We start from the raw sequence: 25,118 nt of genomic DNA, 5'->3' as shown, positions 1-25,118 counted from the left end.
ATGTCTTTCAAGCTCGCCACCTGGAACATCAACTCCGTTCGTCTGCGCATGCCGCTGGTGGAACATTTCCTCCAGCTCCATCAGCCGGATGTCCTGTGTTTGCAGGAAACCAAGTGTCCGGACGACCTGTTTCCGTTCAAGCCTTTGCGCAAACTGGGTTACGAGCACATCGCCATCCACGGCCAGAAGGGCTACCACGGCGTTGCAACCATTTCGCGCCGGCCGCTGGAGATCGTCGAGAAGCGGCGTTTCTGCGAGATCGACGACAGCCGCCATCTGTCGGTGACGCTGGATGCGGGATCGCGGAAAATCCTTCTGCATAATTTCTATGTGCCGGCCGGCGGCGATGAGCCTGATCCCGAGATCAACCCGAAATTCCGCCACAAGCTGAGTTTCGTCGAGGAAATGCGCGCGATCCGCGCCGAGCATGACGAGGTGTCCGGTTCGATTCTGGTCGGCGATCTCAACATCGCGCCGCTGGAACATGATGTCTGGTCACACAAGCAGCTGCTCAAGGTGGTCAGCCACACGCCGGTCGAGACGACGAATTTCGAGGCGATGCGCGAGGCTGGCGAATGGGTGGACCTGATGCGCCACAACATTCCCCATGAGCAGAAGATCTATACGTGGTGGAGCTACCGTGCGCGCGACTGGGACATTTCGGATCGCGGGCGGCGTCTGGACCATGTGTGGTCCTCGCCCAATCTGGTGCCGCACTTTGCCGGATATGAGATCCTGCGCGAGGCACGCGGATGGGAGCGTCCGTCGGACCATGTGCCGGTGATCGCCAGCTTCGATCTGTGAAGCGTACGCCGGCTTATTCCTCGAAGCGGGGCGCCATGCCTTCGATGCGCGCCACCAGCGCCTGAAAGCGTTGCAGGATGCGGCCGTGCAGGTGCACGGCGACCTCCGGATATTCTTCCAGAATGCGCCGGAACATCGACCGGTTGAGCCGCAGCACCTGCGTGTCGGTCTGGGCGTAGGCGCTGGTCATGCGCCGCGTGTCGGAGATAAGAGCCATCTCGCCCAGAATCTCGCCGGCGCCGGCCACGGCGATCGGCGTTCTTTCCGCGTCATCCTCGTAATACAGCGCGATGCGGCCGCCGATGATGATGTAGGCGCAGTCGGCCTCATCGGCTTCCCGAAACAGCTTGCGCTCTGCCTGCAGGCTTGTCGTTTCCGCACCGAAGGCGAGCAGGCGCAACTGTTCGCTCGTGAAGTCGGCAAAAAGCTCCACGCCAGACAGGATGCGGATGTCATCATCCAGCGCCATCAGCTATGTCCCCGTATCGGCAGGCCGCTCCCTCCATCCACGACCCGCCCCGAATCATTGTCGGTTAATACACCTGAAATTGCTTAAGGAACCAGCTTGTAGCCTCCACTTTCCGTTACGAGAATCTCCGCATTGGAGGGATCGCGTTCGATTTTCTGGCGCAAGCGATAAACATGGGTCTCCAGCGTATGGGTGGTGACGCCTGAATTGTAGCCCCACACCTCCTCCAGAAGCACGTCGCGGGTGACGACTTTCTGCTCTGCCCGGTAGAGATATTTGATGATCGCGGCTTCCTTTTCGGTGAGCCTGATCTTGCCGCCGCGCTGGTCGATCAGCAGCTTCTGGCTGGGCTTGAAGGTGTAGGGACCGACGGTGAAGGTGGCATCCTCGCTCTGCTCGTGCTGGCGCAGCTGTGCACGGATGCGGGCCAGCAGCACCGCGAAGCGGAACGGCTTGGTCACATAGTCGTTGGCGCCTGCTTCCAGCCCCAGAATGGTGTCGGAATCGGTATCATGTCCGGTCAGCATGATGATGGGGGCCTTGAAGCCGCCCTTGCGCAGCATCTTCACCGCCTCACGGCCGTCCATGTCGGGCAGGCCGATGTCCATGACGAGCAAATCGATCAGTCCGTTGCGCACAGCGGCCATGCCGCGCGCGGCGCTGGCTTCCTGCAGAACGTCGAATTCCTCGTAGAGCGACAATTGCTCCACCAGCGTTTCGCGCAGGTCCTCGTCATCATCGACAATCAACAGGGTCCGTGAGGTCATCGTGGATCAGTCCGTTCTTCTGCCTGGTCTTCCGGCTTCCGGTTGACCGGGGCGATTTTTTGCGGAAGGTGACCGGCAAACTTCCGATCACGCTGATTTGTTCCGTGGCCAGATCATACAGGAAAATGCGCGGACGCAAGGCCGCGACTGAAACTTTCCCCGGCAGCCTTGCTGTTCTGGTGGTCCGGGCGCGTCCGGGCAAGCCCATGCAGGGGCTTTTGCAGGCCGGACCGCTGGTCATTCCATGCGCGCTGGGCAAAGGCGGAATCACCGCCAACAAGCGTGAAGGCGATGGGGCAACGCCGCTGGCCGCGATGCGCATCCTCTCCGGCTACTTCCGCAATGAGCGCTTTGCCGGCGCCCGCCGCACGCTTTTGCCCATGGCGGCGACGGATGCGGGGCTCGGCTGGTGCGACGCGCCGGGCGACCGCAATTACAACCGGCCGGTGCGGCTGCCCTGCAAGGCAAGCCACGAGACCATGCAGCGTGCGGATCATCTCTATGACGCCTGTCTCGTACTCGACTGGAACATCGCGCCGCGCAGGCGCGGGCGTGGCAGCGCCATCTTCTTTCATCTGGCAAGACCGGGCTACACGCCGACCGAAGGCTGCGTGGCCATCAGCCGCCGCGACATGGAGCGGCTGCTGCCGCATCTTTCCCGGCGAACGGTGCTGAAGGTGATCAGATAGCGGTGCCGCCAAACCGCCACACGGTGGTGCGCTTGACCTCGGCATCCTCCAGCGCGCGCGTGACCGGCACTTCATAGACGGCGAGCTTTTCGAGCCCGGATTTCGGCAGGTAGGAGCGACCGGGATCGCCGACCAGTATGTCGGCTCCCCGTGCCCTCAGGGCTGCAAACCATGGCACCAGCCGCTCGGCAAAGGGCTTTTCGTAGAACACGTCACCGGCCAGAATCACGTCCCAGTCGCCATCGGTGCCGACGAGGTCGGAACCGTCAAAGGCGATGGAAACGCCGTTAGCTGCAGCATTGAGGTTGATGGCGGTTTCGCAGAATGGATCGATGTCGCAAGCCATCACACTGGTCGCGCCGGCTTTTGCGGCCGCAATGGCGACAAGGCCGGAACCTGAGGCGAAATCCAGCACGCTTTTGTCGCGCACGATTTCGGGATGATCGAGGATGTGGCGGGCAAGCCCCTGTCCGCCCGCCCATGCGAAGGCCCAGAAGGGTGGTGGAAGGCCGATCTCGGCCAGCTCCTCCTCGGTGCGCTGCCACAGATCATGCGCTTCGTCGGCCAGATGGAGCGCGATTTCCGGCACATGCGGCGGCCTGATCAGGCCCGTATTGGCGCGGATGAACGTCTCTGCCGTCCGCGCCGTTAGCTTCATGGAGCGGGCCTCATGGGAGCGGGCACGAGGCCGCCCATGCGGCAGACCTCTTCCCATTCCGCCCGCGTCACCGGCTGCACCGAAAGGCGGCCAAGGCGCACCAGCGCCATTTCCGACAGATGCGGATTGGCCTTCACATCGGCAAGGCTCACGGGTTGCGGCATGTCGCGCACATAGCGGATGTCAACGCATTCCCAGCGCGGATCGTCGATGGTGCTGTCAGGATGGGCCAGCGCGCAGACTTCCACGATGCCGACGACGTTCAGCCCCTCATTGGAGTGGTAGAAGAAGCCGAGGTCGCCGATCCGCATGGCGCGCATGTTGTTGCGCGCGGCATAGTTGCGCACGCCATCCCATTCCTCGCCCTTCTCGCCTTTCTTCTTCAGGTCGTCGAAGGAGAACTTGAACGGCTCGGATTTGAACAGCCAGTGGTTCATTGCTCAAGCGCTCCCCTCAGGCCGACGGCTTGTTGAAGACCCAGTTCCAGGCCCGCACCTCGACGCTGTCGAACAGGCTGGCGAGTGCATACGGGTCGGCCGCAGCAATGGCTTCGGCCTCAGCCTTGTCCGCGGCCTCGACCACGACGAGGCTGCCCTCCGGCTTGCCGTCGGCATCGAGGAAGGGCCCGGCGAAGGCGAGCTTTCCGGCTGCGTTGAGCCCTTCCAGATAGGCGGCATGGGTGGGCCTTGTGTCTAGGCGCAGTTGCAGCGATCCGGGCTTGTCCTTGCAGATCAGGGCGAAAAGCATGTTTCTGGCTCCTAGATTTTGTTTTCGTGCTTCAGCGGCCGGGTCATCAGCGCTTCCACGGCTTCCGTGACGGTGATGGCGCCCTGCAGGATGGCGGCGACGGCCGAGATGATGGGCGCTTCCACGGCATGTTCGGCGGCAAGACGCGCGGCAATGGCGGCTGTCGGCACGCCCTCGGCCAGCGGCCGGCCTTCAAGCGATTCGCCCCGGCCCAGCGCCAGCCCGTAGGTGAAGTTGCGGGACTGGGTGGAGGAGCAGGTGAGCATCAGGTCGCCGAGGCCGGAAAGGCCCATCAGCGTTTCGGGCTGCGCGCCGAAGGCCGCGCCCAGACGGCGCAACTCCACGAAGCCGCGGGTGACCATGGCAGCCTGCGCGCTGGCGCCAAGCTCTGCGCCGACGACCGCGCCGGCGGCGATGGCGAACACGTTTTTCAGGGCACCGCCCAGTTCCACGCCAATGATGTCGTCGCTGGCATAGCAGCGCAGGTTCTGCGCGGAAAAGCGGGCTGCAAGCTGCATGGCGAGGTCGTTGTCGCGGGCCGCCACGACCACCGCCGTCGGCAGGCCGCGCGCCACATCCGCCGCGAAGCTCGGGCCGGAAAGGATGGCGACCGGATTGTCGGGCAGGATTTCGGCGACGATCGAGGACAGCAGCGCGCCGGTCTCGCGCTCGATGCCCTTGGCGCACAGAACGAACGGAATGCCGGCCGGCATATGCGGTTTCACCTGCTCCAGCACGCTGCGCAGCGATTGCGCGGGCGTGACCGAAAGCACGCAATCGGCATCGGCAAGGGCGGCCTGCAGATCGGTGGTCGTTTCGATGCCGGAGTCGAAGGAAATGCCGGGCAGGTAGCGCGGGTTTTCGCCTTTCGCGATCGCAGCCGCCATGTCCGCATCGCGGGCCCACAGGCGCACGGCATGGCCGGCATGAAGGGCGGCAAGCGCCAGCGCCGTGCCCCAGGCCCCGCCGCCCAGAACGGTGGTTCGTGGCGTGGCTGGATTTCGGCTCATGCTTTTGCTCCGCGTCTGCCGGACCCGATCAGGGGTGCGGAAACCTCATCCAGCGGCCAGCGCGAGCGCGGTGCGAAATCGAAGGCGTCGATGTCGGCCTTGCCGGCGTTCAGCCGCTCGATGCCCGCCCATGCGATCATCGCGGCATTGTCCGTGCACAGGCTGTGCGGCGGGGCGACGAAACGAAAGCCTTTCTCGGCGCACAGGCGCTCAAGCGTTTCGCGAATGGCGCGGTTGGCGGCGACGCCGCCGGCCACCACCAGCGCAGGTTCGGCCTTGCCGGGATAGTCCGCCCGGAAACGGTGCAGGGCGCGCGCGACGCGGTCGGCCAGCGCGTCGGCCACCGCCGCCTGAAACGAGGCGCAGATGTCGGCCACGTCCTGATCGGACAGGGGCGCAATCGCCGTCGCGGCCTGCCGCACGGCGGTCTTGAGGCCGGAGAAGGAAAAATCGGGCTGGGCCGAGCCCTTCATCGGGCGCGGGAAGGCGAAGCGGGACGGATTGCCGTTCGCAGCCGCCTTCTCGACATTGGGGCCGCCGGGATAGGGCAGGGCCAGCATCTTGGCGACCTTGTCGAAGGCTTCACCCAGCGCGTCGTCGATGGTCGTAGCCCAGCGGCGATAGTCGCCGACGCCGGCGACGCGCACGATCTGGGTGTGCCCGCCCGAGACCAGCAGCAGCAGATAGGGAAACGCCAGCCCGTCCGTGAGGCGGGCGGTGAGCGCATGGCCTTCCAGATGGTTGACGGCGATAAGCGGCTTGTTCGCGGCGGCGGCAATGGCCTTGGCCGTCATCAGGCCGACGATCAGCCCACCGACAAGGCCGGGACCGGCTGTGGCGGCGACGGCATCGACTTCGGCAAGCGTGACCCCAGAATCGGCAAGCGCTGCCTCGATGATGCCGTCCAGCGCCTCGACATGGGCGCGGGCGGCGATTTCCGGCACCACGCCGCCGAAGGCGGCATGTTCTTCCACCTGGCTGAGGATCACGTTGGACAGGATCCGGGGCGGTGCCGACGCATCGTCGAGCGCGACGACGCTTGCCGCCGTCTCGTCGCAACTGGTTTCGATGCCAAGCACGCGTATCACGTCGCCGCGAACCTCAAAGTTGCCCCTCATCGCTTTCCCCGATAGGAGAAGGGCCGATCACAATCGTCGCCGGGTTATCATGGACCGCGTGTGATGCAAACCGTTATCAGGAAGGGGCAATCCGTGCTGAAGATCGGAACACGCGCCAGCCCGCTGGCCATGGCACAGGCGCATGAGGCGCGCGACCGGCTGATGGCGGCGCATGGGCTCGGTGCGGAAAGCTTCGAGATCGTGCCGATCACCACCACCGGCGATGCGATTCAGGACCGGCCCCTTTCGGAAGCCGGCGGCAAGGGCCTGTTCACCAAGGAACTGGAAGACGCGCTTTACGACGGGCGCATCGACATCGCCGTCCATTCTTCCAAGGACATGCCGACCCTGCTGCCGCCCGGTCTGGTTCTGTCCACCTTCCTGCCGCGCGAGGATGTGCGCGACAGCTTCATCAGCCTCTCCGCGCCGTCGATCATGGACCTGCCGCAGGGCGTGAAGTTCGGGTCGTCGTCGCTGCGGCGGCAGGCACTGATCCGCCGCATGCGGCCGGATATCGATGTGGTGATGTTCCGGGGCAATGTGCAGAGCCGGCTGCGCAAGCTGGAAGAGGGCATCGTTTCCGGCACCATGCTGGCGCTCGCCGGCCTGAGGCGGCTGAAGATGGAGCATGTCGCCACCGACATCATGCCGGTGGACAGCTTTCCGCCCGCCCCGGGGCAGGGCGCGATCAGCATAGAGCATCGCGGGAACGACGCGGAGGTCGTGCGCATGCTGGCACCCATCCATGACGAGGTGACGGGACAGGCGCTTGCCTGTGAGCGTGCTTTTCTCGCGGCACTGGACGGGTCCTGCCGCACGCCGATCGGCGGCCATGCGGTAGTCGAGAACGGCATGCTGCGCTTCAAAGGGCTGATCATCACGCCGGACGGCACGATCTGGCATGAGATCGGCGCCGAAGGCCGGGTGGAGAATGCCGCAGCCATCGGCGCGAAGGCCGGCGCCGACGTGCGCGAGAAGGCCGGAACGCAGTTCTTCGAGGGCTGGTTCTGACGCGGGTTCTCGTCACCCGGCCGGAACCGGGCGCCACCCGCACGGCGGCCCGGCTGGCCGGTCTGGGCTTCGAGCCGCTGGTGCTGCCCCTGTCACGCACCGAAGCGCTCACCATCGATCTTTCCACTGTTTCCGGCGATGCCGGGGCGGTGGCCGTGACCAGCGCCAATGCGCTGCGCCACGCCTCGCCGGAGCTTATCGGCAGGCTGTCGCACCTTGTCTGTCATGTCGTGGGCGCGCGCACTGCGGAGGCCGCACGCAAGGCCGGCTTTACCCGTATCGAGGAAGGTCCGGGCGATGCCGCCGGGCTCGCCCGGCAGATCGCTGCCGGGTTTTCCGGCAAGCTCGCCTATCTGTGCGGGCGTGTGCGGTTTTCGGGCTTCGAGGAACGATTGGCCGCATCCGGCGTTCGTGTCGAGGCGCTGGAGGTCTATGATACGGTGGCGATCGACTATGACGAGGCGGATATCCATGAACGGCTTGGCGGACAGCCAGTCGATGCGGTGCTGCTTTATTCGGTGACGGCGGCGCAGGCCATGCGCGCTCTGATGCGGCGGGAAGCTCTGCGCCCGCTCTTTGCGAAGGCGGATTTTTTCGCGCTTTCGCAACGTATTGCCGCCGGTCTCGGTGAAGAATCTGCGGTCATGGTGAACAGCGCTCCGCAGCCCTCGGAGCCTGCATTGCTGGCGCTTCTGTCCGGCCGCCGGGGTATGTAAGTTGGGGGGCGCGTCATCACACCGCCCCTTTTCACCGCTTTGAGGTGTGCTAGACCTCTGTTGAAATCCTGTGTCCGCGGGCGGCACGAAGAAGTGGGGAGCCGGCATGGTCAAGACGCCAAGAACGCGCCATTCGAAGAGCAGCCGTGAACCGGTGACAATCGATCTGGAGTCCGATCAGGTGTCGCGGGTGGAAAAGGCCGATACAGACGCGCCCACGCCAGAGCCTGTGCCTTCCGCGCCCGAACCTGCGGTGAAAGCGGAAGAAACCGTCAGAGCCGCAGCAGAGGCAAAGCCGGCGGAACCGCCGGTGCGCGACCATGCTCGGGACTACAGTTTTACGGAAAAGCCTGCGTCGAAGACAGACGAAAAACCGGTAGCAGACACCGCAAAGGATACCGCGAAGCCTGCCGAAACGGCATCTCCGGCAAAGCCGGCACCCCAGGCGGAACCGCCTCGGCGCAGCGGCATCGGCCTGCTGGCTGCCGGCATCGTTGGCGGTGTGGTGGCGCTGGCCGGTGCTGGCGCCCTGCAGTTCGCCGGGGTGCTTGGAGCTCCGGGCGGCTATGCTTCGACCGACAGCAGCGGGCGTATCGCAGAATTGCAGGCGCAGGTTTCCGATCTTGCCGCATCGCGGGGCGATGACGGATCCGCACAGCGTATCGAAAGCCTTTCCACCGGTCTCGACCAGCTGAAGGGCGAACTTGCCTCCCTGAAAAGCGCAGTGGAGGCGAGCGCAGGCAGCAGCGACAATGGCGAGGCGCTGGCAGCGCTGTCGCAGAAGGTGGGCGAACTCGAAACCTCGGTGGCCGCGCTTGGCGAGGCGGCAAGGCCGGAAGCCGTCGATCTGGGCCCCGTCAATGAGCGGCTGGCCGCGCTGGAGCAGCAGGTGCGCGCTGCCGGCGACGGTGTTGAGCAACAGGCCAGCCGTCTGGCGGTGCTGGACCAGTCGCTGGCAGACGTGACCGGTAAGGTCGAGGAGCAGGCGGGACAGCCGAAGATCGCGCTGGCGATCGCCGCTTCCGCGCTGAAATCGGCGCTGGAGCGTGGCGCCCCGTTCAAGGCCGAACTGGAGACATTTGCGGCGATCGCACCGGAAGCGCCGCAGCTTGCAGGCTTGCGCAGCTATGCCGAACAGGGCGTGGCGACGCGCACGGAGATCGCCGCGCAGGTGGATGCGGCGGCCGACGCCATGGTGGCGGCCGACAATCCGGTCGACGACAATGCCGGTTTCGTCCAGCGCCTGATGTCGAGCGCGGAAAAGCTGGTCAAGGTACGGCCCATCGGGGCCGTAGAAGGTGCCGGCGTGCCGGAGACGGTGGCGCGGCTGGAAGCGGCCGTGACTCAGGGGGACTACGGCAAGGCGCTCACCGAATATGAGGCCCTGCCGGCGCCGGTGCAGGCAGCGGGCGCGGATTTCGCCGCCGCGCTCAGGGCCCGCATGGAGGCCGAAGCGCAGGTCGATGCGCTGGTGGCGGAGACCATGGCGGGAGGCGAAGGGTAAGGCATGATCCGCATCCTGTTCTATCTCCTCATCGTTCTGGCGCTCGGTCTCGGCTTTGCGTGGCTGGCGGATCGTCCGGGCGACATGGTCGTCACCTTCGGCGGCTATCGCTATCAGGTGAGCCTGATGGTGGCTGCGGTGGGCGTCGTCGCCGTCGTTGCGGCGACGATGATTTCCTGGTGGCTGATCAGGTCGATCTGGAACAGTCCCTACGCCATCGCCCGGCATTTTCGCGTGCGGCGGCGTGATCGCGGTTATCAGGCGCTGTCCACGGGCATGATCGCAGCGGGAGCGGGCGATGGCGTGCTCGCCCGCAAGAAGGGCAAGGAAGCCGCCAAGCTGATCAGCTCCGATCAGGAACCGCTGATCCATCTGCTGGAAGCCCAGACGGCCCTGCTGGAAGGCGATCATGATGCGGCGCGGCGGAAATTCGAGGCGATGCTCGACGATCCCGAGACGCGGCTGCTTGGGCTGCGCGGGCTTTATCTGGAGGCCGGGCGTCTCGGCGACCGCAATGCGGCGCGCCACTATGCCGGCCGTGCGGCGGCCGTGGCTCCGCAGCTCAACTGGGCGACGGAAGCGACCATCGAGGAACTGGCCGCGCGCAGCCAGTGGGACGGCGCGCTGGAACTTGTGGCAGCACAGAAATCGACGAAGCGGATCGAGCCGGCCGTGGCCAACCGCCAGCGTGCGGTGCTGCTGACGGCCAAGGCGACGGAGCTGATGGACACCGATCCGGCGGCGGCAAAGACGGCGGCGCTGGAAGCCAACAAGCTTGAACCCGACTTCGTGCCGGCCGCGCTGGTCGCGGCCAGAGCGCTTCTGCGCAATGACGATGTGCGCAAGGCCTCGAAACTGCTTGAGCATGTGTGGCGGGCCGCACCACATCCCGAGGTCGCCGATCTCTATATCCATGCCCGGCCGGGGGATGCCGTGCTCGACCGGCTGAAGCGGGCGCGCAAGCTTCAGGACATGAAGAAGAACAACGCCGAATCGGCGCTGGCGGTGGCGCGCGCGGCGCTGGACGCAAAGGACTACCGCTCGGCGCGCGCCGAGGCGGAAGCCGCCATTCGCATCGACCCCCGGGAGGGCGCCTACCTGCTGCTTGCCGACATCGAGGAGGCCGAAACCGGTGACGAAGGCAAGGTGCGGCAGTTGCTGGCAAAGGCCGTGCGCGCACCCCGCGATCCTGCATGGGTGGCGGATGGCGTGGTTGCGGAAACCTGGGCGCCTGTCTCGCCCGTCACCGGCAGGCTGGACGCCTTCGAATGGCGTGCGCCGGTCGAGCATATCGGCCACATGATCGAGAGCGATGAGCCCGGCAAGACTGAAAAACCGGCTCCCGCTATTGCCGCGCCCGTCGCTGCGGAACGGCTGGGCGAGGTTGCTGAAGCCGAGATCATCGAGGCTGGACCGGCTGTCGTAGTTGCGGCCGAACCAGCCGCCCGCAACGGGCAGGCTCCGGCCGTGGTGCCGCCCGCAAGTCAGGCCCCGGCTGCGTCACCGCCCGCCCAACCGGCGGAAGCGCCGGCCCCGAAGCCTTCCGTGGCGGTCAGGGAAGAGCCCGCTCCGGCCCCTGCGCAACCCGATTCGGCAAGGCGGGCGGGTGCGAGCAAGATTCCGCCGCCACCGGATGTCGAAAGCGCGTCCCGGCAGGATTTCATGCCGCGCCTTCCCGATGATCCCGGCGTCGATCCCGACGACGAGCCAGAGCCCCAGGCAACAAGGTTCAAGCTGTTTTGATGTTCGAGCGTTTTCTAAGCTTCCTCAAGGAGATTCCGGGCGGGTCCGGTCGCAGCACCGGTGACGACGATCCGCGCGTGGCCGCCGCAGCACTGCTCTACCACGTCATGAATGTCGACGGTGTGCGGCAGGATGCGGAGTGGGAGCGCTTCAAGGCCGTTCTCGGTGAGAATTACGGCGTGTCCGGAACCGAGCTGGACGAACTGGCAAAGGCTGGCGAGCAGGCGGACCGCGAGGCCGTTGATTTCTATGCCTTCACCAGCGTGCTCAAGCGCCATCTCGATCCCGACGGGCGCAAGGCCTTCATCGGGCTGATGTGGGAGATCGTCTTCGCCGATGGCGAGCTGCACGAGCTGGAGGACAATACGGTGTGGCGCGTTGCAGAGCTGCTGGACGTGGAGCGGCAGGACCGTATCAGCGAACGCCGCAAGGTAGCGGCGAGCCTGCCGGACCCTGCTAAAATTCCTGACGAGGAGTAGGATCCGACCGCAAAGCGTCTGGTTTTCTCTGCGCGCCACACTGACGATCTAACCCTTTGTTTTCACGCAATTGCGCTTCGCACTTTTGATGAAGTCGCTATAATCCGGCAAATCATCTGCTGATTCTGCCCGCGATGCTTGCCAGAACCCGACCGAGAATACTGACAGTCCTGCATCAGGAGACGTCGAGCCCCGGCCGCGTCGGGCACATGCTCATGGAGCGTGGCTTCGATCTCGACATCAGACGCCCGCCGCTTGGCGATCCCTTGCCGGACACGCTCGACGGCCATGCCGGAGCGGTGGTGTTCGGCGGGCCGATGAGCGCCAACGATCCCGATGAGTTCGTCAGGCGCGAGACCGACTGGATGCGCGTTCCGCTGAAGGAGGACAAGCCCTTCCTCGGCATCTGCCTCGGCGCGCAGATGCTGGCAAAGCATCTCGGCGGCAAGGTGGAGGGACATGGACGTGGGCTGGTGGAGATCGGCTGGTATCCGATCGAGGCGACCGGCTGTGGACGGCAGCTGCTGCACTGGCCCGACATGGTCTATCAGTTCCACCGCGAGGGCTTTACGCTGCCGTCCGATGCGACGCTGCTCGCCACGGCCGACACATATCCCAATCAGGCCTTCCGCTATGGCGAAAAGGCTTATGGCATCCAGTTTCACGGCGAGCTGACGCAGGCGATGATGCATCGCTGGGTGGTGCATGGGGCGCAGCGCTTCTCCCTTCCGGGTGCCCAGCCCGGCCGCGACCATCTCGGCGGGCGGCTGATCTGGGACATGCATCTCAGGCGCTGGCTCGGCGAGTTCCTGGAGACGATCTTCGGCCACGCGCCGGTGCGGTAAGGCGATTCAAGAAAAAACCGCGGATCTTGCGACCCGCGGTTTTCATGTTTCGGTCGCCAGTGCCAGATAGGATCAGGCGGCTTCTTCCTGCTCGCCTTCCTCATTGTCGGCCTTGGTGCCGCGCTTGGGACCCTTGTTGAGGTTCACCTCGATCAGGCGCACCGCTTCGGTCTCCGACATGCGGTTGACGGCCGCGATCTCGCGGGCCATGCGGTCGAGGGCTGCCTCATAGAGCTGACGCTCGGAGTAGGACTGCTCGGGCTGGTTCTCGGCGCGGTAGAGGTCGCGCACGACTTCCGAGATCGAGATCAGGTCGCCGGAATTGATCTTGGCATCGTATTCCTGCGCGCGGCGCGACCACATGGTGCGCTTGACGCGGGCGCGGCCCTGAACGACCTTCAGGGCGCGATCGACATAATCGGTTTCCGAAAGCTTGCGCATGCCGATGGAGGTGGCCTTGGCCACCGGAACCTTCAGCCGCATCTTGTCCTTCTGGAAATCGATGACGAACAATTCCAGCTTGTGCCCTGCGACTTCCTGCTCCTCGATGGTTACGATCTGGCCGACGCCATGGGCTGGATAGACGATGAACTCGCCGCTTTTGAAACCGTGACGCGTGGGAGCAGACTTCTTCTGCGGGGTGCTGGTTGCCATTACGCCATAGACTCCTTGTTGTGGCCGGCGCCACGCCGACCGTACACAGTGGGGCCGGACCAGCCGGCAGATACCGCGCAACAGTGAATTGTCCGGAAGAAAAGCTGAGGGCCGGGACGCTAAACGACCACATGGCCCAGATCGCTCTGGTCCGGACTGGGAGATTCACCTTTCAGTGATTAGGGCGTGTGCGCCATAAATCGACGTTGTGTCACGGGCATGTTGGCCGATGTGTAACACAAAAAGTCGCAAGAATCAAGATTTTGCTGCACACGCTAACGGCAAGCGCCATGAAGGGCAAGCATAGCTGCCATTCTCAAAGGCACGATGACAAAATAAAGTGCTAGTCGCCGCTGCCGGCTTCAGGAGAAAAATACTTCTCCAGCTTGCCGGTCTGTCCGTCGAATTCCTCGGCTTCGGGAAGCTGATCCTTCTTGGTGGTCAGGTTCGGCCACTTCTCCGCATATTCGGCATTGAGCTGCAGCCACTGATCGAGGCCAGGTTCCGTGTCGGGGCGGATGGCGTCGGCCGGGCATTCCGGTTCGCACACGCCGCAGTCGATGCACTCGTCGGGATGAATGACGAGCATGTTCTCGCCTTCATAGAAGCAGTCGACCGGACACACTTCGACACAGTCGGTGTATTTGCACTTGATGCAATTGTCGGTGACTACATAAGTCATACGAGGCTCCGGGCGTCCCGTACATGCCAATTTCGGGTCGCGTCATCGAGGGGTGAGGTAACGCCTTTGCGCCGCGCTTTCAAGCCGAAGCGCATGCGCCATAGCGCCCCTGGCGGAATGGTTTTGCGCCGGTGGTTCTCGCTCCAGCATGTTATTCCCGCCCCAGCAGCCGGTTCGTGATACGGCGTTCCTTCTTGGTGGGACGACCGCTTCCCGCCTCCCGCAGGGGAGCCTGCGCATCCGGAATTTCCGCCTGTGACGGGGCCGGAGACAAGTCCTCGTAAAGGGTTCGGGCTTCGGGTGCCGGGCCGCGGCGCGTGCCGGTGTCGAGCACTTTCCAGACCAGTATGCGACGCTCCAGCGTGATGGTGAGAACGTCGCCCGGCTTCACCAGATCGGAGGCCTGCGATGCTTTGTCGCGATTGATACGGACGCGCCCGCTGACCGCCAGTTTGGCGGCAAGCGAACGCGATTTCACGACACGCGTAAAGAACAGCCATTTGTCGAGGCGCTGGCGGCCTGCTGCTGCCATCGTCCGACGCCGGGCCCGGAGCTACTTCTTGAGCTGCTCGCGCAGGGCGGCGAGCTTGGCAAAGGGCGAATCCGGATCGATGCGCACCGGGCGCTCCTCGCGCTTGCGCGGCTCGAACTTCGGCTTGCCGCCGGATTTGCTGTCCGGCCGTTCGGGGCGATCCCCTCCCGGCTTGCCGCCCTTGCGGTTGCGGTCGAAGCGGCGGTTGTCGCCTTTGTTGCCCTCGCCGCCTTCGCGACGTTCACCGCCCCCGTGCTGGCCGCGCCCCTGCTGGCCGCGCTGGCCCTGCCTGCCGCCCGGCCGCTGGTTCTGGCGATCGAAGCGGCCCTGACGCCAGATGAGCACCGGCTTCGGCTCTTCGGCCGGCTCCGGAGCTGCTTCCGGTGCAGGCTCGGATGGCGCCGGAGTGGCTTCTTCCGTCGTCGTAGCGGTTTCTTCGGCAACGGGGGCCATGGCTTCTTGCGAAGTCCCGGCGGAAGCATCGGGCGCTTCGGCCTGCGCCGGCTGGTCCTGCCCGGCCTCGGTGGGGGCCTGTTCGTCGGATGCCGGCTGATCGGCTGCCGAAGCATCCACTTCGACTGCCGCAATCTGATCCTGCGCGGCTGCTTCCGTATCCGCAGGTGCCTGCGTCTCAGCGGTGGCTTCTGCCTGTGCTGCGTCCGCTGCCGCCTTTGCTTCTGCGGCTTCGCGGGCGGCGGTGTCGAAGGCCTCGACCTTCGCCTTCACCTCTTCGGCCGGCTTCGGGTCGGCACGGTAGCCGAGGCCCTTGAGAATTTCCTCCATGTCCTCGGCGGTCGCGCCGAGGATCGACATCATCGGCGGCGTGACCGTGAAGGTGCCGCCATCGAAAGCGCCATCCGGGCGGGGCCCGAGGCCCGGCTTCCAGTTGATGGCGGGGCGGATGAGATCGGCCAGTCGTTCCAGAATGTCCACGCGCACGGCGCGGCGGCCAAGGCTGCGATAGCCGGCGAGGCGATAGAAGTTGCGGTCGAACGTCTGGTCCACCACTACCGACGTGCGGCCGGTGGAGAGCGCATTGACGACATCGCCGAAGCCCGGCTTGTCCTTGCCGTCATTCTGAAGCGCCCACAGCAGCGTGACGAGCCCGGCAGGCGCCGGCTTCAGCAGGGCCGGAACGAAGACATGGTATGCTCCGAAGCGCACGCCGAGGCGGCGCAGGGCCGCGCGGCCATCCTGCTCCAGCGAGCGCATGTCCTCGGCGATGTCGCGGCGGTTGAGAACCCCAAGATTCTCCACGAGCTGGAAAGCAATACCGCGCGCGATGCCGGTGAGCTGGTCGTTGGCCTTCAGGTCGACCAGCGGCTTCAGCAGGCTTTCGATCTGGAAGGTGACGAAGCGCTCGGCGCGGGCGGCAACCTTGTCGCGTGCCGGACCGGTCAGCTGCTCGTCGGCCAGCAGAACCAGACGCGGACGCAACACGTCCTCGCCGGCGACAAGCGTGGCGATCGGCGCGCCGATCCAACGCAGCACGCCATCGGAGCCGAGTGCAATGTCGTTGTTGCCGGAGGCGGCAAAGCGGTCGGCGCGGGTTTCAAATTCGACGGCCAGCGCCTTTTGTGCCGCGGCGCGAACCGCCTTGGCGGCTTCGCCACCGGCGCTCTGGTCCGCGGTAAAACGGAACCCCTGCAATTCTCCGACATGGTGCCCTTCGACGAGGACTGTTCCGGAAGGGCTGATTTCTGCTTCGGACATGGTATTTTCTCTGAGGCGGCGCATAAGCACGGAAGTCCTGCGGTCTACGAAGCGTTTCGTCAACCTGTCATGCAGCGCATCCGACAATCTATCCTCGATTTCGCGCGTCTTTTCCTGCCAATGTGCCGGATCGGCAAGCCAGCCGGGCCGGTTCGACACGAAAGTCCAGGTGCGGATCTGGGCAATGCGCGCCGACAGGGTGTCGATGTCGCCCTCGGTGGTGTCGGCGCGGCGCACCTGTTCGGCCATGTAATTCTCATCGACATGACCCCGCCGGGCGATGTCCATGTAGATGGACGCGATCAGGTCGGCGTGCTGGGCCGGCGAGATGCGGCGGTAGTCGGGCAGGGCGCAGGCGTCCCACAGTTGCGCCACCCGCTCCGGGCGTGAGGCAAGGGCGCGGATGTCGCCGTCGCGCGACAGATATTCCAGCGCCTGCGCATCGACGGCCGGCAGCGCCCGCGTCAGCCCCTCGACCGGTGCATTGGTTTCGATCGACCGGCGCAGCGCATCGAGGCTGGCGAAGTCGAAGGCGGCGGTGCGCCATTGCAGCACCTTCACCGGCTCGAAATCGTGGCTCTCGATCTTTTTGACCAGATCGTCGTCGAACGGATCGACACGGCCGGTGACGCCGAATGTGCCGTCGCGCATGTGGCGGCCGGCGCGGCCGGCGATCTGGCCAAGCTCGGCGGCGGTGAGCTGGCGGAACTGGTAGCCGTCGAACTTGCGGTTCTGGGCGAAGGCGACATGGTCGACGTCGAGGTTGAGCCCCATGCCGATGGCGTCGGTGGCGACCAGATAATCCACGTCGCCATTCTGGTAGAGCGCCACCTGCGCGTTACGGGTGCGCGGCGACAGCGCGCCAAGCACCACGGCCGCGCCGCCCTGCTGGCGGCGGATCAGCTCGGCGATGGCGTAGACTTCGTCGGCCGAGAAGGCGACGATGGCCGTGCGCCGTGGCAGGCGGGTGAGCTTTTTGGAACCGGCATAGGCCAGATGCGACAGGCGCGGGCGCGTCACCAGCGAAATGCCGCGCAACAGCTTCTGGAGAATGCCCTGCATCGTCGCAGCACCCAGAAGCAGCGTTTCCTGCCGCCCGCGCAGATTGAGGATGCGGTCGGTGAAGATGTGGCCGCGTTCCAGATCCCCGGCAAGCTGGACTTCGTCGATGGCGACGAAAGCCGCATCGGTCTCGCGGGGCATGGCTTCCACGGTGCAGACCGAGTAGCGGGCGCCTGCGGGCTGGATTTTCTCCTCGCCGGTGATCAGCGCCACTTTCGCCGCGCCCACCTTCTCGCAGAGCCGCGCATAGACCTCGCGGGCGAGCAGGCGCAGCGGCAGGCCGATGACGCCGCTTTCGTGCGCCACCATGCGCTCGATGGCCAGATGCGTCTTGCCGGTGTTGGTGGGACCGAGCACGGCGGTCACGTCGCGGCCGGACAGGATAAGCGGCTGTTGGGGCTTGGGTTGGATGTTCATCGGCGGGGAAAGTCTCTCCGGCCACACTGCAGCAAGGGACGCCCGAAAGCGCTGGATCGCCTCCGACCCGTCTGACACATAGGCATTTATGCACCGGGGTGAAAGGCGGAAGTTTCAGCGCGTCCCTCAGTCGCTGCATCCGAGGCGGCTGGCGGCCCGCGTTAACGGGTGGAACGAGTCTGGAACGAATCGGCGACGAATCGCTGACTCTTGCCGATTCATGGTTCGTTCACGGCTACATATAGGCCTTCAGGTGCGGTCCGGAGCTACATGCTGAATCGCCTTCGGAACAAGACATTGCCTGCTCTTCACTATCGTTAAGGTTTGCCGGCCGCTTGCATCGCGGTAACTGGCGTCAGAAGGCAATTCATTGAAAAATAAGGAAATTATTAACTTCCCTTAAGAAATTCCAATCGCGCACATGGCTGTTTTCTTAACGATTCGATCAAAGGCGGAACGAAACGGCGACGAATCGCCGACCTGTGAATTTTCCCGTTTCGTTCACCGCTACATGTTGTGTCCCGCACAGCTTATCCACAGGCCTTCCACAGCAGGGGTGCAGCCGGATGTGGAAACGGCGCGGCCATGAAGGCCGCGCCGTTAACCGTTTCGTGCCGTATCGGGACAGGCAGCCTCAGGCGAGGTACTGCCCGCCATTGGCCGTCAGCGTCGAGCCGGTGATGAAGCCGGCGTCGTCGGAAGCAAGGAAGAGCACACAGCGCGCGATCTCCTCGGCTTCGCCCAGCCGTCCGACCGGGATCTGGGCAATGATGGATTCGCGCACCTTCTCCGGCACGGCCATCACCATGTCGGTGGCGATATAGCCGGGGCAGATGGCGTTGACCGTGATGCCAGCGCGGGCGCCTTCCTGCGCGAGCGCCTTGGTGAAGCCGATATCGCCCGCCTTGGCCGCCGAATAGTTGGCCTGCCCCATCTGGCCCTTCTGCCCGTTGATCGAGGAGATGGTGATGATGCGGCCGAACTTGCGGTCGCGCATTCCCGTCCACAGCGGATGCGTCATGTTGAACACGCCGCTGAGATTGGTGCCGATCACTTCGTTCCACTGCTCGCGCGTCATCTTGTGGAACATGGCATCGCGGGTGATGCCGGCATTGTTGACCAGAACCGAGACGGGGCCGAGATCCGCTTCCACCTGAGCGATTCCTGCAGCGCAGGCATCGTAATCGGCCACGGACCATTTGTAGACCGGGATGCCGGTTTCCTCGTTGAAGATGCGGGCGGCATCATCATTGCCGGCATAGTTGGCCGCAACCTTGTAGCCCGCATCCTTCAACGCCCTGGCGATGGCGGCACCGATGCCCCGTGTCCCACCGGTGACGATAGCTGTTCTGCTCATGCTGGTGATTCTCCATTATCAGGGCAGTCCGCCGCAGCCGAGCAGGAGATTGAGGCCTTATGGTGCCTTAACAGCTTGCCCTTGCGGTCGTTCTGCCCTGTCCTCCCTTTGTTGCCTAGTTCAGCCCCTCGAGACACATGGCAACGCCCATGCCGCCGCCGATGCACAGCGTGGCCAGACCCTTCTTCGCATTGCGGCGCTTCATCTCGTAGACGAGCGTGTTGAGGATGCGGGCACCCGAAGCGCCGATCGGGTGACCGATGGCGATGGCGCCACCATTGACGTTGACGATTTCCGGATTCCAGCCAAGCGACTTGTTCACGGCGCAGGCCTGCGCGGCGAAGGCTTCGTTGGCCTCGACGAGGTCGAGATCGCCGACAGACCAGCCGGCCTTTTCCAGCGCTTTCCGGGAAGCCGGGATCGGTCCGGTGCCCATCACCGCCGGGTCGACGCCGGCCGTTGCCCAGGAAGCGATGCGGGCGATCGGTGTGAGGCCGCGGCGCTGAGCCTCTTCTTCGCTCATCAGCAGCACGCCGGCGGCGCCGTCATTGATTCCGGAAGCGTTGGCGGCGGTCACGGTGCCTTCCTTGTCGAAGGCGGGCTTCAGCTTCTGCATGGCCTCGATGGTGGCGCCGTGGCGGATATATTCGTCATCTTCGACGATGGTGTCGCCCTTGCGGCCCTTCACCGTTACCGAAACGATCTCGTCCTTGAACTTGCCGGCCTTCTGGGCCGCTTCGGCCTTGTTCTGGGATGCGAGCGCGAACTGGTCCTGCTCGTCGCGGGAAATCTGGAACTCGCGCGCCACGTTCTCGGCTGTGATGCCCATGTGGTAGCCGTTGAAGGCATCCCACAGGCCGTCCTTGATCATGGTGTCGATCATCTTGTAGTCGCCCATCTTCACGCCGTTGCGCAGATGCTGGGCGTGGGGCGAGAGTGACATGGATTCCTGTCCGCCTGCGATCACGACGCGGGCGTCGCCCGTGGCGATCTGCTGCATGCCGAGCGCAACCGAGCGCAGGCCCGAGCCGCAAACCTGGTTCATGCCCCAGGCCGAAGTTTCCTTCGGAATGCCGGCCAGCATGGATGCCTGACGGGCGGGGTTCTGGCCCTGCGCTGCGGTGAGCACCTGACCGAGGATGACTTCGTCCACCTCCGCCGCGTCGACGCCTGCGCGCGCCAGCAATTCCCTGATGACGATGGCGCCAAGCTCATGCGCCGGCATGTTTGCGAAGGAGCCGCTGAAGGAGCCGACCGGTGTGCGGGCGGCGCTGACGATGACGATGGAATTGGAAGACGACATTGTTTTCTCCGGACTTTGCAGAACTGCACTCGGCGGTGTCATGACTTTTGTTGCCCTTTCCGAAAGGCGAGTCAAATCCGAAAAAGTCGCGGCGAAGTGACCTGCGGTAAGTCGGCTCAGCAATGCTGCGCAGCATTTTGCAGGTGACAGGAACATGCCTGCCGTTCCGCACTGCACAAAATCTATTGGAGTCGGTGCCGTTTTGGGCCTATCCTGTTGCAAAGCAATGCAAAAGGTAAGCTCATGCTTACCAATTCGACAAAGCTGTTCGGGGAGGACGCTGGTGGCTGCGAAAGACGATAGTGTGATCATCAAGAAATACGCCAACCGTCGGCTCTACAATACGGGAACCAGCACCTATGTGACGCTGGAAGACCTCGCCGCCATGGTGAAGCGTGGCGAGGATTTTACGGTTCAGGACGCCAAGAGCGGCGACGACATCACCCATTCCGTGCTCACCCAGATCATTTTCGAGCTGGAAAACAAGGACGGGCAGAACATGCTGCCGATCCCGTTTCTGCGCCAGCTCATCGCCTTCTATGGCGATCAGATGCAGATGATCGTGCCGTCATTTCTCGAACAGTCGATGATGGCCTTCTCCAAGGAGCAGGAGCGGTTTCGCGAGCAGATGAAGGACGCGCTGCCGAAATCGCCCATGGACATGATGAAGATGCCGCTGCCGATGAAGGCGCTGGAAGAGCAGACGCGGCGCAACATGGAGATGTTCCAGAACGCGATGCGCATGTTCACGCCATTTCCCGCCGGCGCTGCGGCGAAGCAGGGCGACGGCGAACCGCAGAAGGAAGCGGGCGAGCGCGATGGCGACCTTCAGGATCTGAAGGAGCAGATTGCCGCGATGCAGCGCAAGCTCGACACGCTGTCCTGAGCGACACATCGCGCTGCCGGATGCCGGCCCGAAATCTTCAGGCGATTTCGGCCACATCCTCCGGCGCCATGCCGACAATGGCCTCGTAACGACCCTTGTCGGTGGCGGTTTCCGTGTTGATCGCCAGAACGCGCGCGTTCACGTCCAGACCCAGCATTTTTCTCCCTTCAGGGTCCGACGCCGCGCGGATCAGCCCGGCGAGCCCGGCACAACCGCTTTCACCGGCGACGATGGCGGGATCCGGGGCCACCGGCCGGGCGAGGCGCCGCATGGTCGCTGCCGCGGCGTCCTCGTCCACGGTCATGAAGGCGTCGGCCTTGCGCGAGAGTATCCGCCACGCCACCAGCGATGGCTCGTAGCACTCCAGCATCGCCATGATGGTCGGCTCCCCATGCGGGGTTTTGACCAGTCGCCCGGTGCGCGCACTTTCATGAATGCAGGCCGCGCGGGCTGGCTCGACAACGATGAGTTTGGGACGGTCCGCTCCGAACACGATGGCGAAATGTCCGGCGAGGGCTGCCGCCAGCCCGCCGACGCCGGCCTGCACGAAAACATGCGTCGGCCTTTGCGGCAACGTTTCCAGCACCTCGCCGAGCATGGCGGTATAACCCTGCATGACCAGCGAGGGGATGCGCTCATAGCCTGGCCATGAGGTGTCGGAGACGACGCTCCAGCCGTTTTGCTCACAAACACGGGCAGCCTCTGCAACGGAATCGTCATAGGTGCCTTCAACGCGGATTATCTCGGCGCCACAGGCTGCGATTGCCGCCACGCGCTCGTCGCTGACGCCGGCATGCACGAAGATTGCGGCGCGGGCGCCCACCATGCGTGCGCCCATGGCGACGGATTTGCCGTGGTTGCCGTCGGTCGCGCAACCGAAGGTCATCTGCCGTGCGATCTCGCGCACCTGCGGTGAATTGAGATCGGCGATGTCTTGCGGATGGCCGAGCCTGCGGCCCGCCTCCTCCAGCACCAGGCGGATGACGGCATAGGAGCCGCCAAGCGCCTTGAAGCTGCCGAGGCCGAGCCGCAAGCCCTCATCCTTGAGGAAAATGGCTGCGACCCCGAGTTCTCCGGCGAGGCCGTCGAGCCGGTGCAGCGGCGTCTGCCTGTGGTCGGGGCGACAGGACAGGAAGCGCTGCACTTCCCGGGCGGCCTCCATCCCAAGAGTGGTGGAATCCGCAGGGTCCAGCGCCGCATTATAGCCGGGAAGTGTGTTCAGGGTGATCATGGTCTCATCTCTCTTTGCGTGATGAGATTTTATCGCGGATGAAGACTGGATTTTCCTCGATTTGACCGCCAGAATGCAAAAAACTCTCGATTTTGGTGGTTTTGATGCCTGAATCCGAGCAGGATGGCCTCGACAGTTTCGATCTTGCGATCCTCGATATTCTGCAGCGGGACAACACGACCGCTCACCGCATCATCGGTGAACGGATCGGCCTGTCGGCGGCGGCCGTGCATCGCAGGGTGCGCCGCATGCATGAGAACGGGGTCATCACCGGCAATTTCGCCGTCGTCGATCCGGGACGCGTCGGCCAGCCGATCACCATCGTGGTGGAGGTCGAGATCGAAAGCGAGCGGCTCGATCTGCTTGATGCGGCCCGGCGCAGCTTCGCCGCCGATCGGTCTGTGCAACAGTGCTACTATGTGACCGGCGAAGCGGATTTCGTGCTGATTGTCACAGTCGCCTCCATGGCTGACTATGAGGCGCTGACGCGGCGGCTGTTCTTCGAGAACCACAATGTCAGGCGCTTCCGCACCCTCGTGGTCATGGACAGGATCAAGGCGGGGCTGGCGGTCCAGTTGCCGGAGCGGCCGCCAAGGCGAATCAGATAGGCTTTTTCTCAGACAATCACCTTCCCAAGGATGCGACAGACGTGACAGACCTTATCCCTGTTTTCGATGGCCACAATGATACGCTGATGAAACTCTACCAGTCCGCCGAGCCGGACAAGGAGAAGCTTTTCGTCAAAGGCAGTCCCTCCAGCTGGCATATCGATCTGCCGCGTGCCCGCAAGGGCGGGTTTGCAGGCGGCATGTTCGCCATCTTTCCGCCGCCGCTGGAGGACGCGCCGATGCGTACCACCGCACCCGCAACCAACGAGCCGATGGCGCCCGAACTGAGCCGCGCCGATGCGATTGTGTCGACCACGGGCATGGCCTCGATTTTGCTGCGTCTCGAACGGTCAGGTGCGCTGAGCGTGTGCCGCAGCGCCGCCGACATCAGGCGCGCGATGGCTGCTGGCTCTCTGGCCACAGTCTTCCATATCGAAGGCGCGGAGGCGATCGATACCGATCTGGCCGAACTCGACGTGCTTCATGCGGCGGGCTTGCGCTCGCTCGGCATCGTCTGGAGCCGGCCCAACGCATTTGGCCATGGCGTGCCGTTCCGCCTGAACTCGACGCCGGACACCGGCCCCGGTCTCACCGATGCCGGCAAGGCGCTGGTGCGTGCCTGCAACGAGCTGGGGATCATGATCGATCTGTCGCATCTCAACGAAAAAGGGTTTCGCGACGTCGCCTCCCTGAGCACCGCGCCGCTGGTCGCCACCCATTCCAACGTGCATGCACTCTGCCCCCATGCGCGCAACCTGACCGAATGGCAGCTTGGTGCCATTCGCGACAGCAACGGCATGGTCGGGCTGAATTTCGCCACCGGCTTCCTGCGTGAAGATGGCCGCATGGATCCCAACACCGGCCTTGAGGTGATGGTTCGCCACATCGATGCCCTGATAGAGGCACTGGGCGAGGACCGCGTCGGCTTCGGGTCCGATTTCGACGGGGCCACGATCCCCGCCGCCATCGGTGACGTTTCCGGCCTTCCGAATCTCATCGATGCATTGCTCGAAAAGGGCTATGGGCGCGAGCTGGTCGAGAAGATCGCCTGGAAGAACTGGGTGGCTGCCCTGGAGCGCAGCATAGGATAGTCAACCTCTGACTCTCTTCGGGCTGGAACAAATTCCGCCCACATCACGTTAAGGCTGCGGTTCCGTACATGTCCGCAGCTTCATGCGGCATGCGGCAAAGGTCGTTCGAATGCCGGAATATCGTGATGATTCAAAACAGCCTTGAACGTAAATTCATTCGCCTGGCCATGACCGCGCCCTATCTGGAGCGCGATGAAGAGCAGGAACTGGCGCAGAACTGGCGCGACCACGGAGATCAGGAAGCGCTGAACCGCATGACGATGGCGCATATGCGTCTCGTCATCTCCATGGCCGGCAAGTTCCGCAATTACGGCCTCCCCATCGGGGACCTCATTCAGGAAGGCCATGTAGGGCTGCTGGAGGCGGCGGCAAGGTTCGAGCCGGAACGCGAGGTACGATTTTCCACCTATGCAACATGGTGGATCAGGGCTTCGATGCAGGATTATATCCTGCGCAACTGGTCGATCGTGCGCGGGGGCACCAGTTCGGCGCAGAAGGCCTTGTTCTTCAATCTGCGGCGGCTGCGTGCGCGGCTTGCGGCTGGCTCCGACACGCTTTCCAGCGCCTCGATCTACGAGGAAATAGCCACGGCCCTCGGCGTGCAGACCGCCGACGTCGCCACCATGGATTCACGCCTCTCGGCACCCGACAGCTCGCTCAACGCCCCGCTTTCGGGAGAGTCGGATTCCATGGAACGCATGGACTTTCTGGTCAGCGATGCTCCGCTGCCGGATGAAGTGGCGTCCGAGGCTATCGACGTGGAGCGGCGCAACGGCTGGCTCAAGGATGCGCTCGGCGCGCTCAATCCGCGGGAGCTGCGCATCATCGAGGAGCGGCGGCTGAAGGATGACGGCGCGACGCTTGCCGAACTTGGCGATGTGCTGGGCATCTCCAAGGAGCGGGTGCGTCAGCTCGAAGCGCGCGCCATGGAGAAGCTGAAAGTGGCGCTGGTGGCGCGCAATCCGGAGTTCATGGCAGCCTGACCCGGACCAGCCGATGGGCCGCCCGAAAGGCAGTGTCGT

At 64.3% G+C, this 25,118-nt stretch carries 26 protein-coding genes; 12 read left to right on the top strand and 14 right to left on the bottom strand.

The window, feature by feature from the left end; translation table 11 throughout:
• On the top strand, nt 1-804 hold the full coding sequence (locus HNR59_RS01615) for an exodeoxyribonuclease III (RefSeq protein WP_183831244.1): 804 nt from the start codon (nt 1-3) through the stop codon (nt 802-804).
• A 13-nt stretch (nt 805-817) separates the two neighbouring features.
• Here the strand turns inward: HNR59_RS01615 and HNR59_RS01610 are convergent, their stop codons facing one another.
• Nucleotides 818-1,273, bottom strand: coding sequence for a Crp/Fnr family transcriptional regulator (locus HNR59_RS01610; protein WP_183825021.1), 456 nt, complete (start codon nt 1,271-1,273; stop codon nt 818-820).
• Nucleotides 1,274-1,356: 83 nt separating this feature from the next.
• A complete protein-coding gene (locus HNR59_RS01605; protein ID WP_183825018.1) occupies nt 1,357-2,040 on the bottom strand; it encodes a response regulator transcription factor in 684 nt (227 codons plus the stop codon).
• 125 nt (nt 2,041-2,165) lie between these two features.
• Here HNR59_RS01605 and HNR59_RS01600 point away from each other — a divergent pair, with 125 nt between their 5' ends.
• Nucleotides 2,166-2,729 carry a L,D-transpeptidase family protein gene (locus tag HNR59_RS01600; protein WP_183825015.1) on the top strand — a complete coding sequence of 188 codons (564 nt, stop codon included), beginning with the start codon at nt 2,166-2,168 and terminating at the stop codon, nt 2,727-2,729.
• On the opposite strand, the gene HNR59_RS01595 is transcribed toward HNR59_RS01600, so the two are convergent.
• The 5 genes from HNR59_RS01595 to tsaD are packed head-to-tail and all read right to left on the bottom strand — an operon-like array spanning nt 2,722 to nt 6,229.
• Nucleotides 2,722-3,444, bottom strand: coding sequence for a class I SAM-dependent methyltransferase (locus tag HNR59_RS01595; protein WP_183825012.1), 723 nt, complete (start codon nt 3,442-3,444; stop codon nt 2,722-2,724). The genes HNR59_RS01600 and HNR59_RS01595 overlap by 8 nt on opposite strands.
• Entirely contained in the window at nt 3,384-3,824 is a 441-nt protein-coding gene (locus HNR59_RS01590) for an EVE domain-containing protein (protein ID WP_183825008.1), read from the bottom strand. Before HNR59_RS01590 ends, HNR59_RS01595 begins: the two co-directional genes overlap by 61 nt.
• Nucleotides 3,825-3,840: 16 nt before the next feature.
• The gene (locus HNR59_RS01585) at nt 3,841-4,134 is read right to left on the bottom strand and encodes a YciI-like protein (RefSeq protein WP_183825005.1); all 294 of its coding nucleotides are present in this window, start codon (nt 4,132-4,134) and stop codon (nt 3,841-3,843) included.
• Nucleotides 4,135-4,145: 11 nt separating this feature from the next.
• Nucleotides 4,146-5,144: an NAD(P)H-dependent glycerol-3-phosphate dehydrogenase gene (locus HNR59_RS01580; protein ID WP_183825002.1), complete on the bottom strand. Its 999-nt coding sequence runs from the start codon at nt 5,142-5,144 to the stop codon at nt 4,146-4,148.
• Nucleotides 5,141-6,229, bottom strand: a complete 1,089-nt coding sequence (tsaD, locus tag HNR59_RS01575; RefSeq protein ID WP_183831242.1) for a tRNA (adenosine(37)-N6)-threonylcarbamoyltransferase complex transferase subunit TsaD — start codon at nt 6,227-6,229, stop codon at nt 5,141-5,143. The genes HNR59_RS01580 and tsaD overlap by 4 nt, the downstream gene beginning before the upstream one ends.
• Before the next feature lie 96 nt (nt 6,230-6,325).
• On the opposite strand from tsaD, the gene hemC reads away from it, so the two are divergent.
• The 6 genes from hemC (at nt 6,326) to HNR59_RS01545 (ending at nt 12,560) form a co-directional block, all read left to right on the top strand.
• Complete coding sequence (gene hemC / locus HNR59_RS01570; protein WP_183824999.1) at nt 6,326-7,273, top strand: hydroxymethylbilane synthase; 948 nt, start codon at nt 6,326-6,328, stop codon at nt 7,271-7,273.
• A complete protein-coding gene (locus HNR59_RS01565; RefSeq protein ID WP_343060825.1) occupies nt 7,264-7,989 on the top strand; it encodes a uroporphyrinogen-III synthase in 726 nt (241 codons plus the stop codon). Before hemC ends, HNR59_RS01565 begins: the two co-directional genes overlap by 10 nt.
• 106 nt (nt 7,990-8,095) lie before the next feature.
• Nucleotides 8,096-9,493, top strand: a complete 1,398-nt coding sequence (locus HNR59_RS01560) for a COG4223 family protein (RefSeq protein ID WP_183824996.1) — start codon at nt 8,096-8,098, stop codon at nt 9,491-9,493.
• Nucleotides 9,494-9,496: 3 nt separating this feature from the next.
• The gene (locus HNR59_RS01555; RefSeq protein WP_183824993.1) at nt 9,497-11,236 is read left to right on the top strand and encodes a heme biosynthesis protein HemY; all 1,740 of its coding nucleotides are present in this window, start codon (nt 9,497-9,499) and stop codon (nt 11,234-11,236) included.
• Complete coding sequence (locus tag HNR59_RS01550; protein ID WP_183824990.1) at nt 11,236-11,715, top strand: tellurite resistance TerB family protein; 480 nt, start codon at nt 11,236-11,238, stop codon at nt 11,713-11,715. The genes HNR59_RS01555 and HNR59_RS01550 overlap by 1 nt, the downstream gene beginning before the upstream one ends.
• Before the next feature lie 134 nt (nt 11,716-11,849).
• Nucleotides 11,850-12,560, top strand: coding sequence for a glutamine amidotransferase (locus HNR59_RS01545; RefSeq protein WP_183824988.1), 711 nt, complete (start codon nt 11,850-11,852; stop codon nt 12,558-12,560).
• Between the two features lie 72 nt (nt 12,561-12,632).
• On the opposite strand, the gene HNR59_RS01540 is transcribed toward HNR59_RS01545, so the two are convergent.
• From HNR59_RS01540 to HNR59_RS01515, 6 genes are all read right to left on the bottom strand, one after another.
• Nucleotides 12,633-13,214: a CarD family transcriptional regulator gene (locus tag HNR59_RS01540; protein WP_183824985.1), complete on the bottom strand. Its 582-nt coding sequence runs from the start codon at nt 13,212-13,214 to the stop codon at nt 12,633-12,635.
• Nucleotides 13,215-13,557: 343 nt separating this feature from the next.
• Nucleotides 13,558-13,896: a ferredoxin FdxA gene (fdxA, locus tag HNR59_RS01535; RefSeq protein ID WP_183824982.1), complete on the bottom strand. Its 339-nt coding sequence runs from the start codon at nt 13,894-13,896 to the stop codon at nt 13,558-13,560.
• Nucleotides 13,897-14,047: 151 nt separating this feature from the next.
• Complete coding sequence (locus tag HNR59_RS01530; RefSeq protein WP_183824979.1) at nt 14,048-14,428, bottom strand: RNA-binding S4 domain-containing protein; 381 nt, start codon at nt 14,426-14,428, stop codon at nt 14,048-14,050.
• A gap of 21 nt (nt 14,429-14,449) precedes the next feature.
• On the bottom strand, nt 14,450-17,620 hold the full coding sequence (locus tag HNR59_RS01525) for a helicase-related protein (RefSeq protein ID WP_183824976.1): 3,171 nt from the start codon (nt 17,618-17,620) through the stop codon (nt 14,450-14,452).
• 634 nt (nt 17,621-18,254) lie between these two features.
• On the bottom strand, nt 18,255-18,977 hold the full coding sequence (phbB, locus tag HNR59_RS01520; protein WP_183824973.1) for a beta-ketoacyl-ACP reductase: 723 nt from the start codon (nt 18,975-18,977) through the stop codon (nt 18,255-18,257).
• A 115-nt stretch (nt 18,978-19,092) separates the two neighbouring features.
• Nucleotides 19,093-20,280 (bottom strand): acetyl-CoA C-acetyltransferase, encoded by a 1,188-nt coding sequence (locus HNR59_RS01515; protein WP_183824970.1) that lies wholly within the window; start codon nt 20,278-20,280, stop codon nt 19,093-19,095.
• Nucleotides 20,281-20,563: 283 nt separating this feature from the next.
• On the opposite strand from HNR59_RS01515, the gene phaR reads away from it, so the two are divergent.
• Nucleotides 20,564-21,166 carry a polyhydroxyalkanoate synthesis repressor PhaR gene (phaR, locus tag HNR59_RS01510; protein ID WP_183824967.1) on the top strand — a complete coding sequence of 201 codons (603 nt, stop codon included), beginning with the start codon at nt 20,564-20,566 and terminating at the stop codon, nt 21,164-21,166.
• 37 nt (nt 21,167-21,203) lie between these two features.
• Here phaR and HNR59_RS01505 read toward each other — a convergent pair whose 3' ends face one another.
• Nucleotides 21,204-22,397, bottom strand: a complete 1,194-nt coding sequence (locus HNR59_RS01505; RefSeq protein WP_183824963.1) for a diaminopropionate ammonia-lyase — start codon at nt 22,395-22,397, stop codon at nt 21,204-21,206.
• Between the two features lie 104 nt (nt 22,398-22,501).
• Between HNR59_RS01505 and HNR59_RS01500 the strand changes: the two genes are divergently transcribed.
• From HNR59_RS01500 to HNR59_RS01490, 3 genes are all read left to right on the top strand, one after another.
• On the top strand, nt 22,502-23,005 hold the full coding sequence (locus HNR59_RS01500; RefSeq protein ID WP_183824961.1) for an Lrp/AsnC family transcriptional regulator: 504 nt from the start codon (nt 22,502-22,504) through the stop codon (nt 23,003-23,005).
• 41 nt (nt 23,006-23,046) lie between these two features.
• Complete coding sequence (locus HNR59_RS01495; RefSeq protein WP_183824958.1) at nt 23,047-24,096, top strand: membrane dipeptidase; 1,050 nt, start codon at nt 23,047-23,049, stop codon at nt 24,094-24,096.
• 125 nt (nt 24,097-24,221) lie between these two features.
• The gene (locus HNR59_RS01490; protein WP_183824955.1) at nt 24,222-25,079 is read left to right on the top strand and encodes an RNA polymerase factor sigma-32; all 858 of its coding nucleotides are present in this window, start codon (nt 24,222-24,224) and stop codon (nt 25,077-25,079) included.
• Nucleotides 25,080-25,118: the final 39 nt, after the last annotated feature.

Origin of the sequence: Aquamicrobium lusatiense (genome assembly GCF_014201615.1) — a bacterium.
Taxonomy (GTDB): Bacteria; Pseudomonadota; Alphaproteobacteria; order Rhizobiales; family Rhizobiaceae; genus Mesorhizobium; species Mesorhizobium lusatiense.
This window is presented reverse-complemented; position numbering and strand designations above follow the sequence as displayed.

Bases quoted from the DNA above. Each gene is read 5' to 3' on its own strand.
- HNR59_RS01615 (WP_183831244.1), top strand. From the start codon at position 1: ATGTCTTTCAAGCTCGCCACCTGGAACATCAACTCCGTTCGTCTGCGC.
- HNR59_RS01610 (WP_183825021.1), bottom strand. From the start codon at position 1,273: ATGGCGCTGGATGATGACATCCGCATCCTGTCTGGCGTGGAGCTTTTT.
- HNR59_RS01605 (WP_183825018.1), bottom strand. From the start codon at position 2,040: ATGACCTCACGGACCCTGTTGATTGTCGATGATGACGAGGACCTGCGC.
- HNR59_RS01600 (WP_183825015.1), top strand. From the start codon at position 2,166: ATGCGCGGACGCAAGGCCGCGACTGAAACTTTCCCCGGCAGCCTTGCT.
- HNR59_RS01595 (WP_183825012.1), bottom strand. From the start codon at position 3,444: ATGGGAAGAGGTCTGCCGCATGGGCGGCCTCGTGCCCGCTCCCATGAG.
- HNR59_RS01590 (WP_183825008.1), bottom strand. From the start codon at position 3,824: ATGAACCACTGGCTGTTCAAATCCGAGCCGTTCAAGTTCTCCTTCGAC.
- HNR59_RS01585 (WP_183825005.1), bottom strand. From the start codon at position 4,134: ATGCTTTTCGCCCTGATCTGCAAGGACAAGCCCGGATCGCTGCAACTG.
- HNR59_RS01580 (WP_183825002.1), bottom strand. From the start codon at position 5,144: ATGAGCCGAAATCCAGCCACGCCACGAACCACCGTTCTGGGCGGCGGG.
- hemC (WP_183824999.1), top strand. From the start codon at position 6,326: ATGCAAACCGTTATCAGGAAGGGGCAATCCGTGCTGAAGATCGGAACA.
- HNR59_RS01560 (WP_183824996.1), top strand. From the start codon at position 8,096: ATGGTCAAGACGCCAAGAACGCGCCATTCGAAGAGCAGCCGTGAACCG.
- HNR59_RS01555 (WP_183824993.1), top strand. From the start codon at position 9,497: ATGATCCGCATCCTGTTCTATCTCCTCATCGTTCTGGCGCTCGGTCTC.
- HNR59_RS01550 (WP_183824990.1), top strand. From the start codon at position 11,236: ATGTTCGAGCGTTTTCTAAGCTTCCTCAAGGAGATTCCGGGCGGGTCC.
- HNR59_RS01545 (WP_183824988.1), top strand. From the start codon at position 11,850: ATGCTTGCCAGAACCCGACCGAGAATACTGACAGTCCTGCATCAGGAG.
- HNR59_RS01540 (WP_183824985.1), bottom strand. From the start codon at position 13,214: ATGGCAACCAGCACCCCGCAGAAGAAGTCTGCTCCCACGCGTCACGGT.
- fdxA (WP_183824982.1), bottom strand. From the start codon at position 13,896: ATGACTTATGTAGTCACCGACAATTGCATCAAGTGCAAATACACCGAC.
- HNR59_RS01530 (WP_183824979.1), bottom strand. From the start codon at position 14,428: ATGGCAGCAGCAGGCCGCCAGCGCCTCGACAAATGGCTGTTCTTTACG.
- HNR59_RS01525 (WP_183824976.1), bottom strand. From the start codon at position 17,620: ATGAACATCCAACCCAAGCCCCAACAGCCGCTTATCCTGTCCGGCCGC.
- phbB (WP_183824973.1), bottom strand. From the start codon at position 18,977: ATGAGCAGAACAGCTATCGTCACCGGTGGGACACGGGGCATCGGTGCC.
- HNR59_RS01515 (WP_183824970.1), bottom strand. From the start codon at position 20,280: ATGTCGTCTTCCAATTCCATCGTCATCGTCAGCGCCGCCCGCACACCG.
- HNR59_RS01505 (WP_183824963.1), bottom strand. From the start codon at position 22,397: ATGATCACCCTGAACACACTTCCCGGCTATAATGCGGCGCTGGACCCT.
- HNR59_RS01500 (WP_183824961.1), top strand. From the start codon at position 22,502: ATGCCTGAATCCGAGCAGGATGGCCTCGACAGTTTCGATCTTGCGATC.
- HNR59_RS01490 (WP_183824955.1), top strand. From the start codon at position 24,222: ATGATTCAAAACAGCCTTGAACGTAAATTCATTCGCCTGGCCATGACC.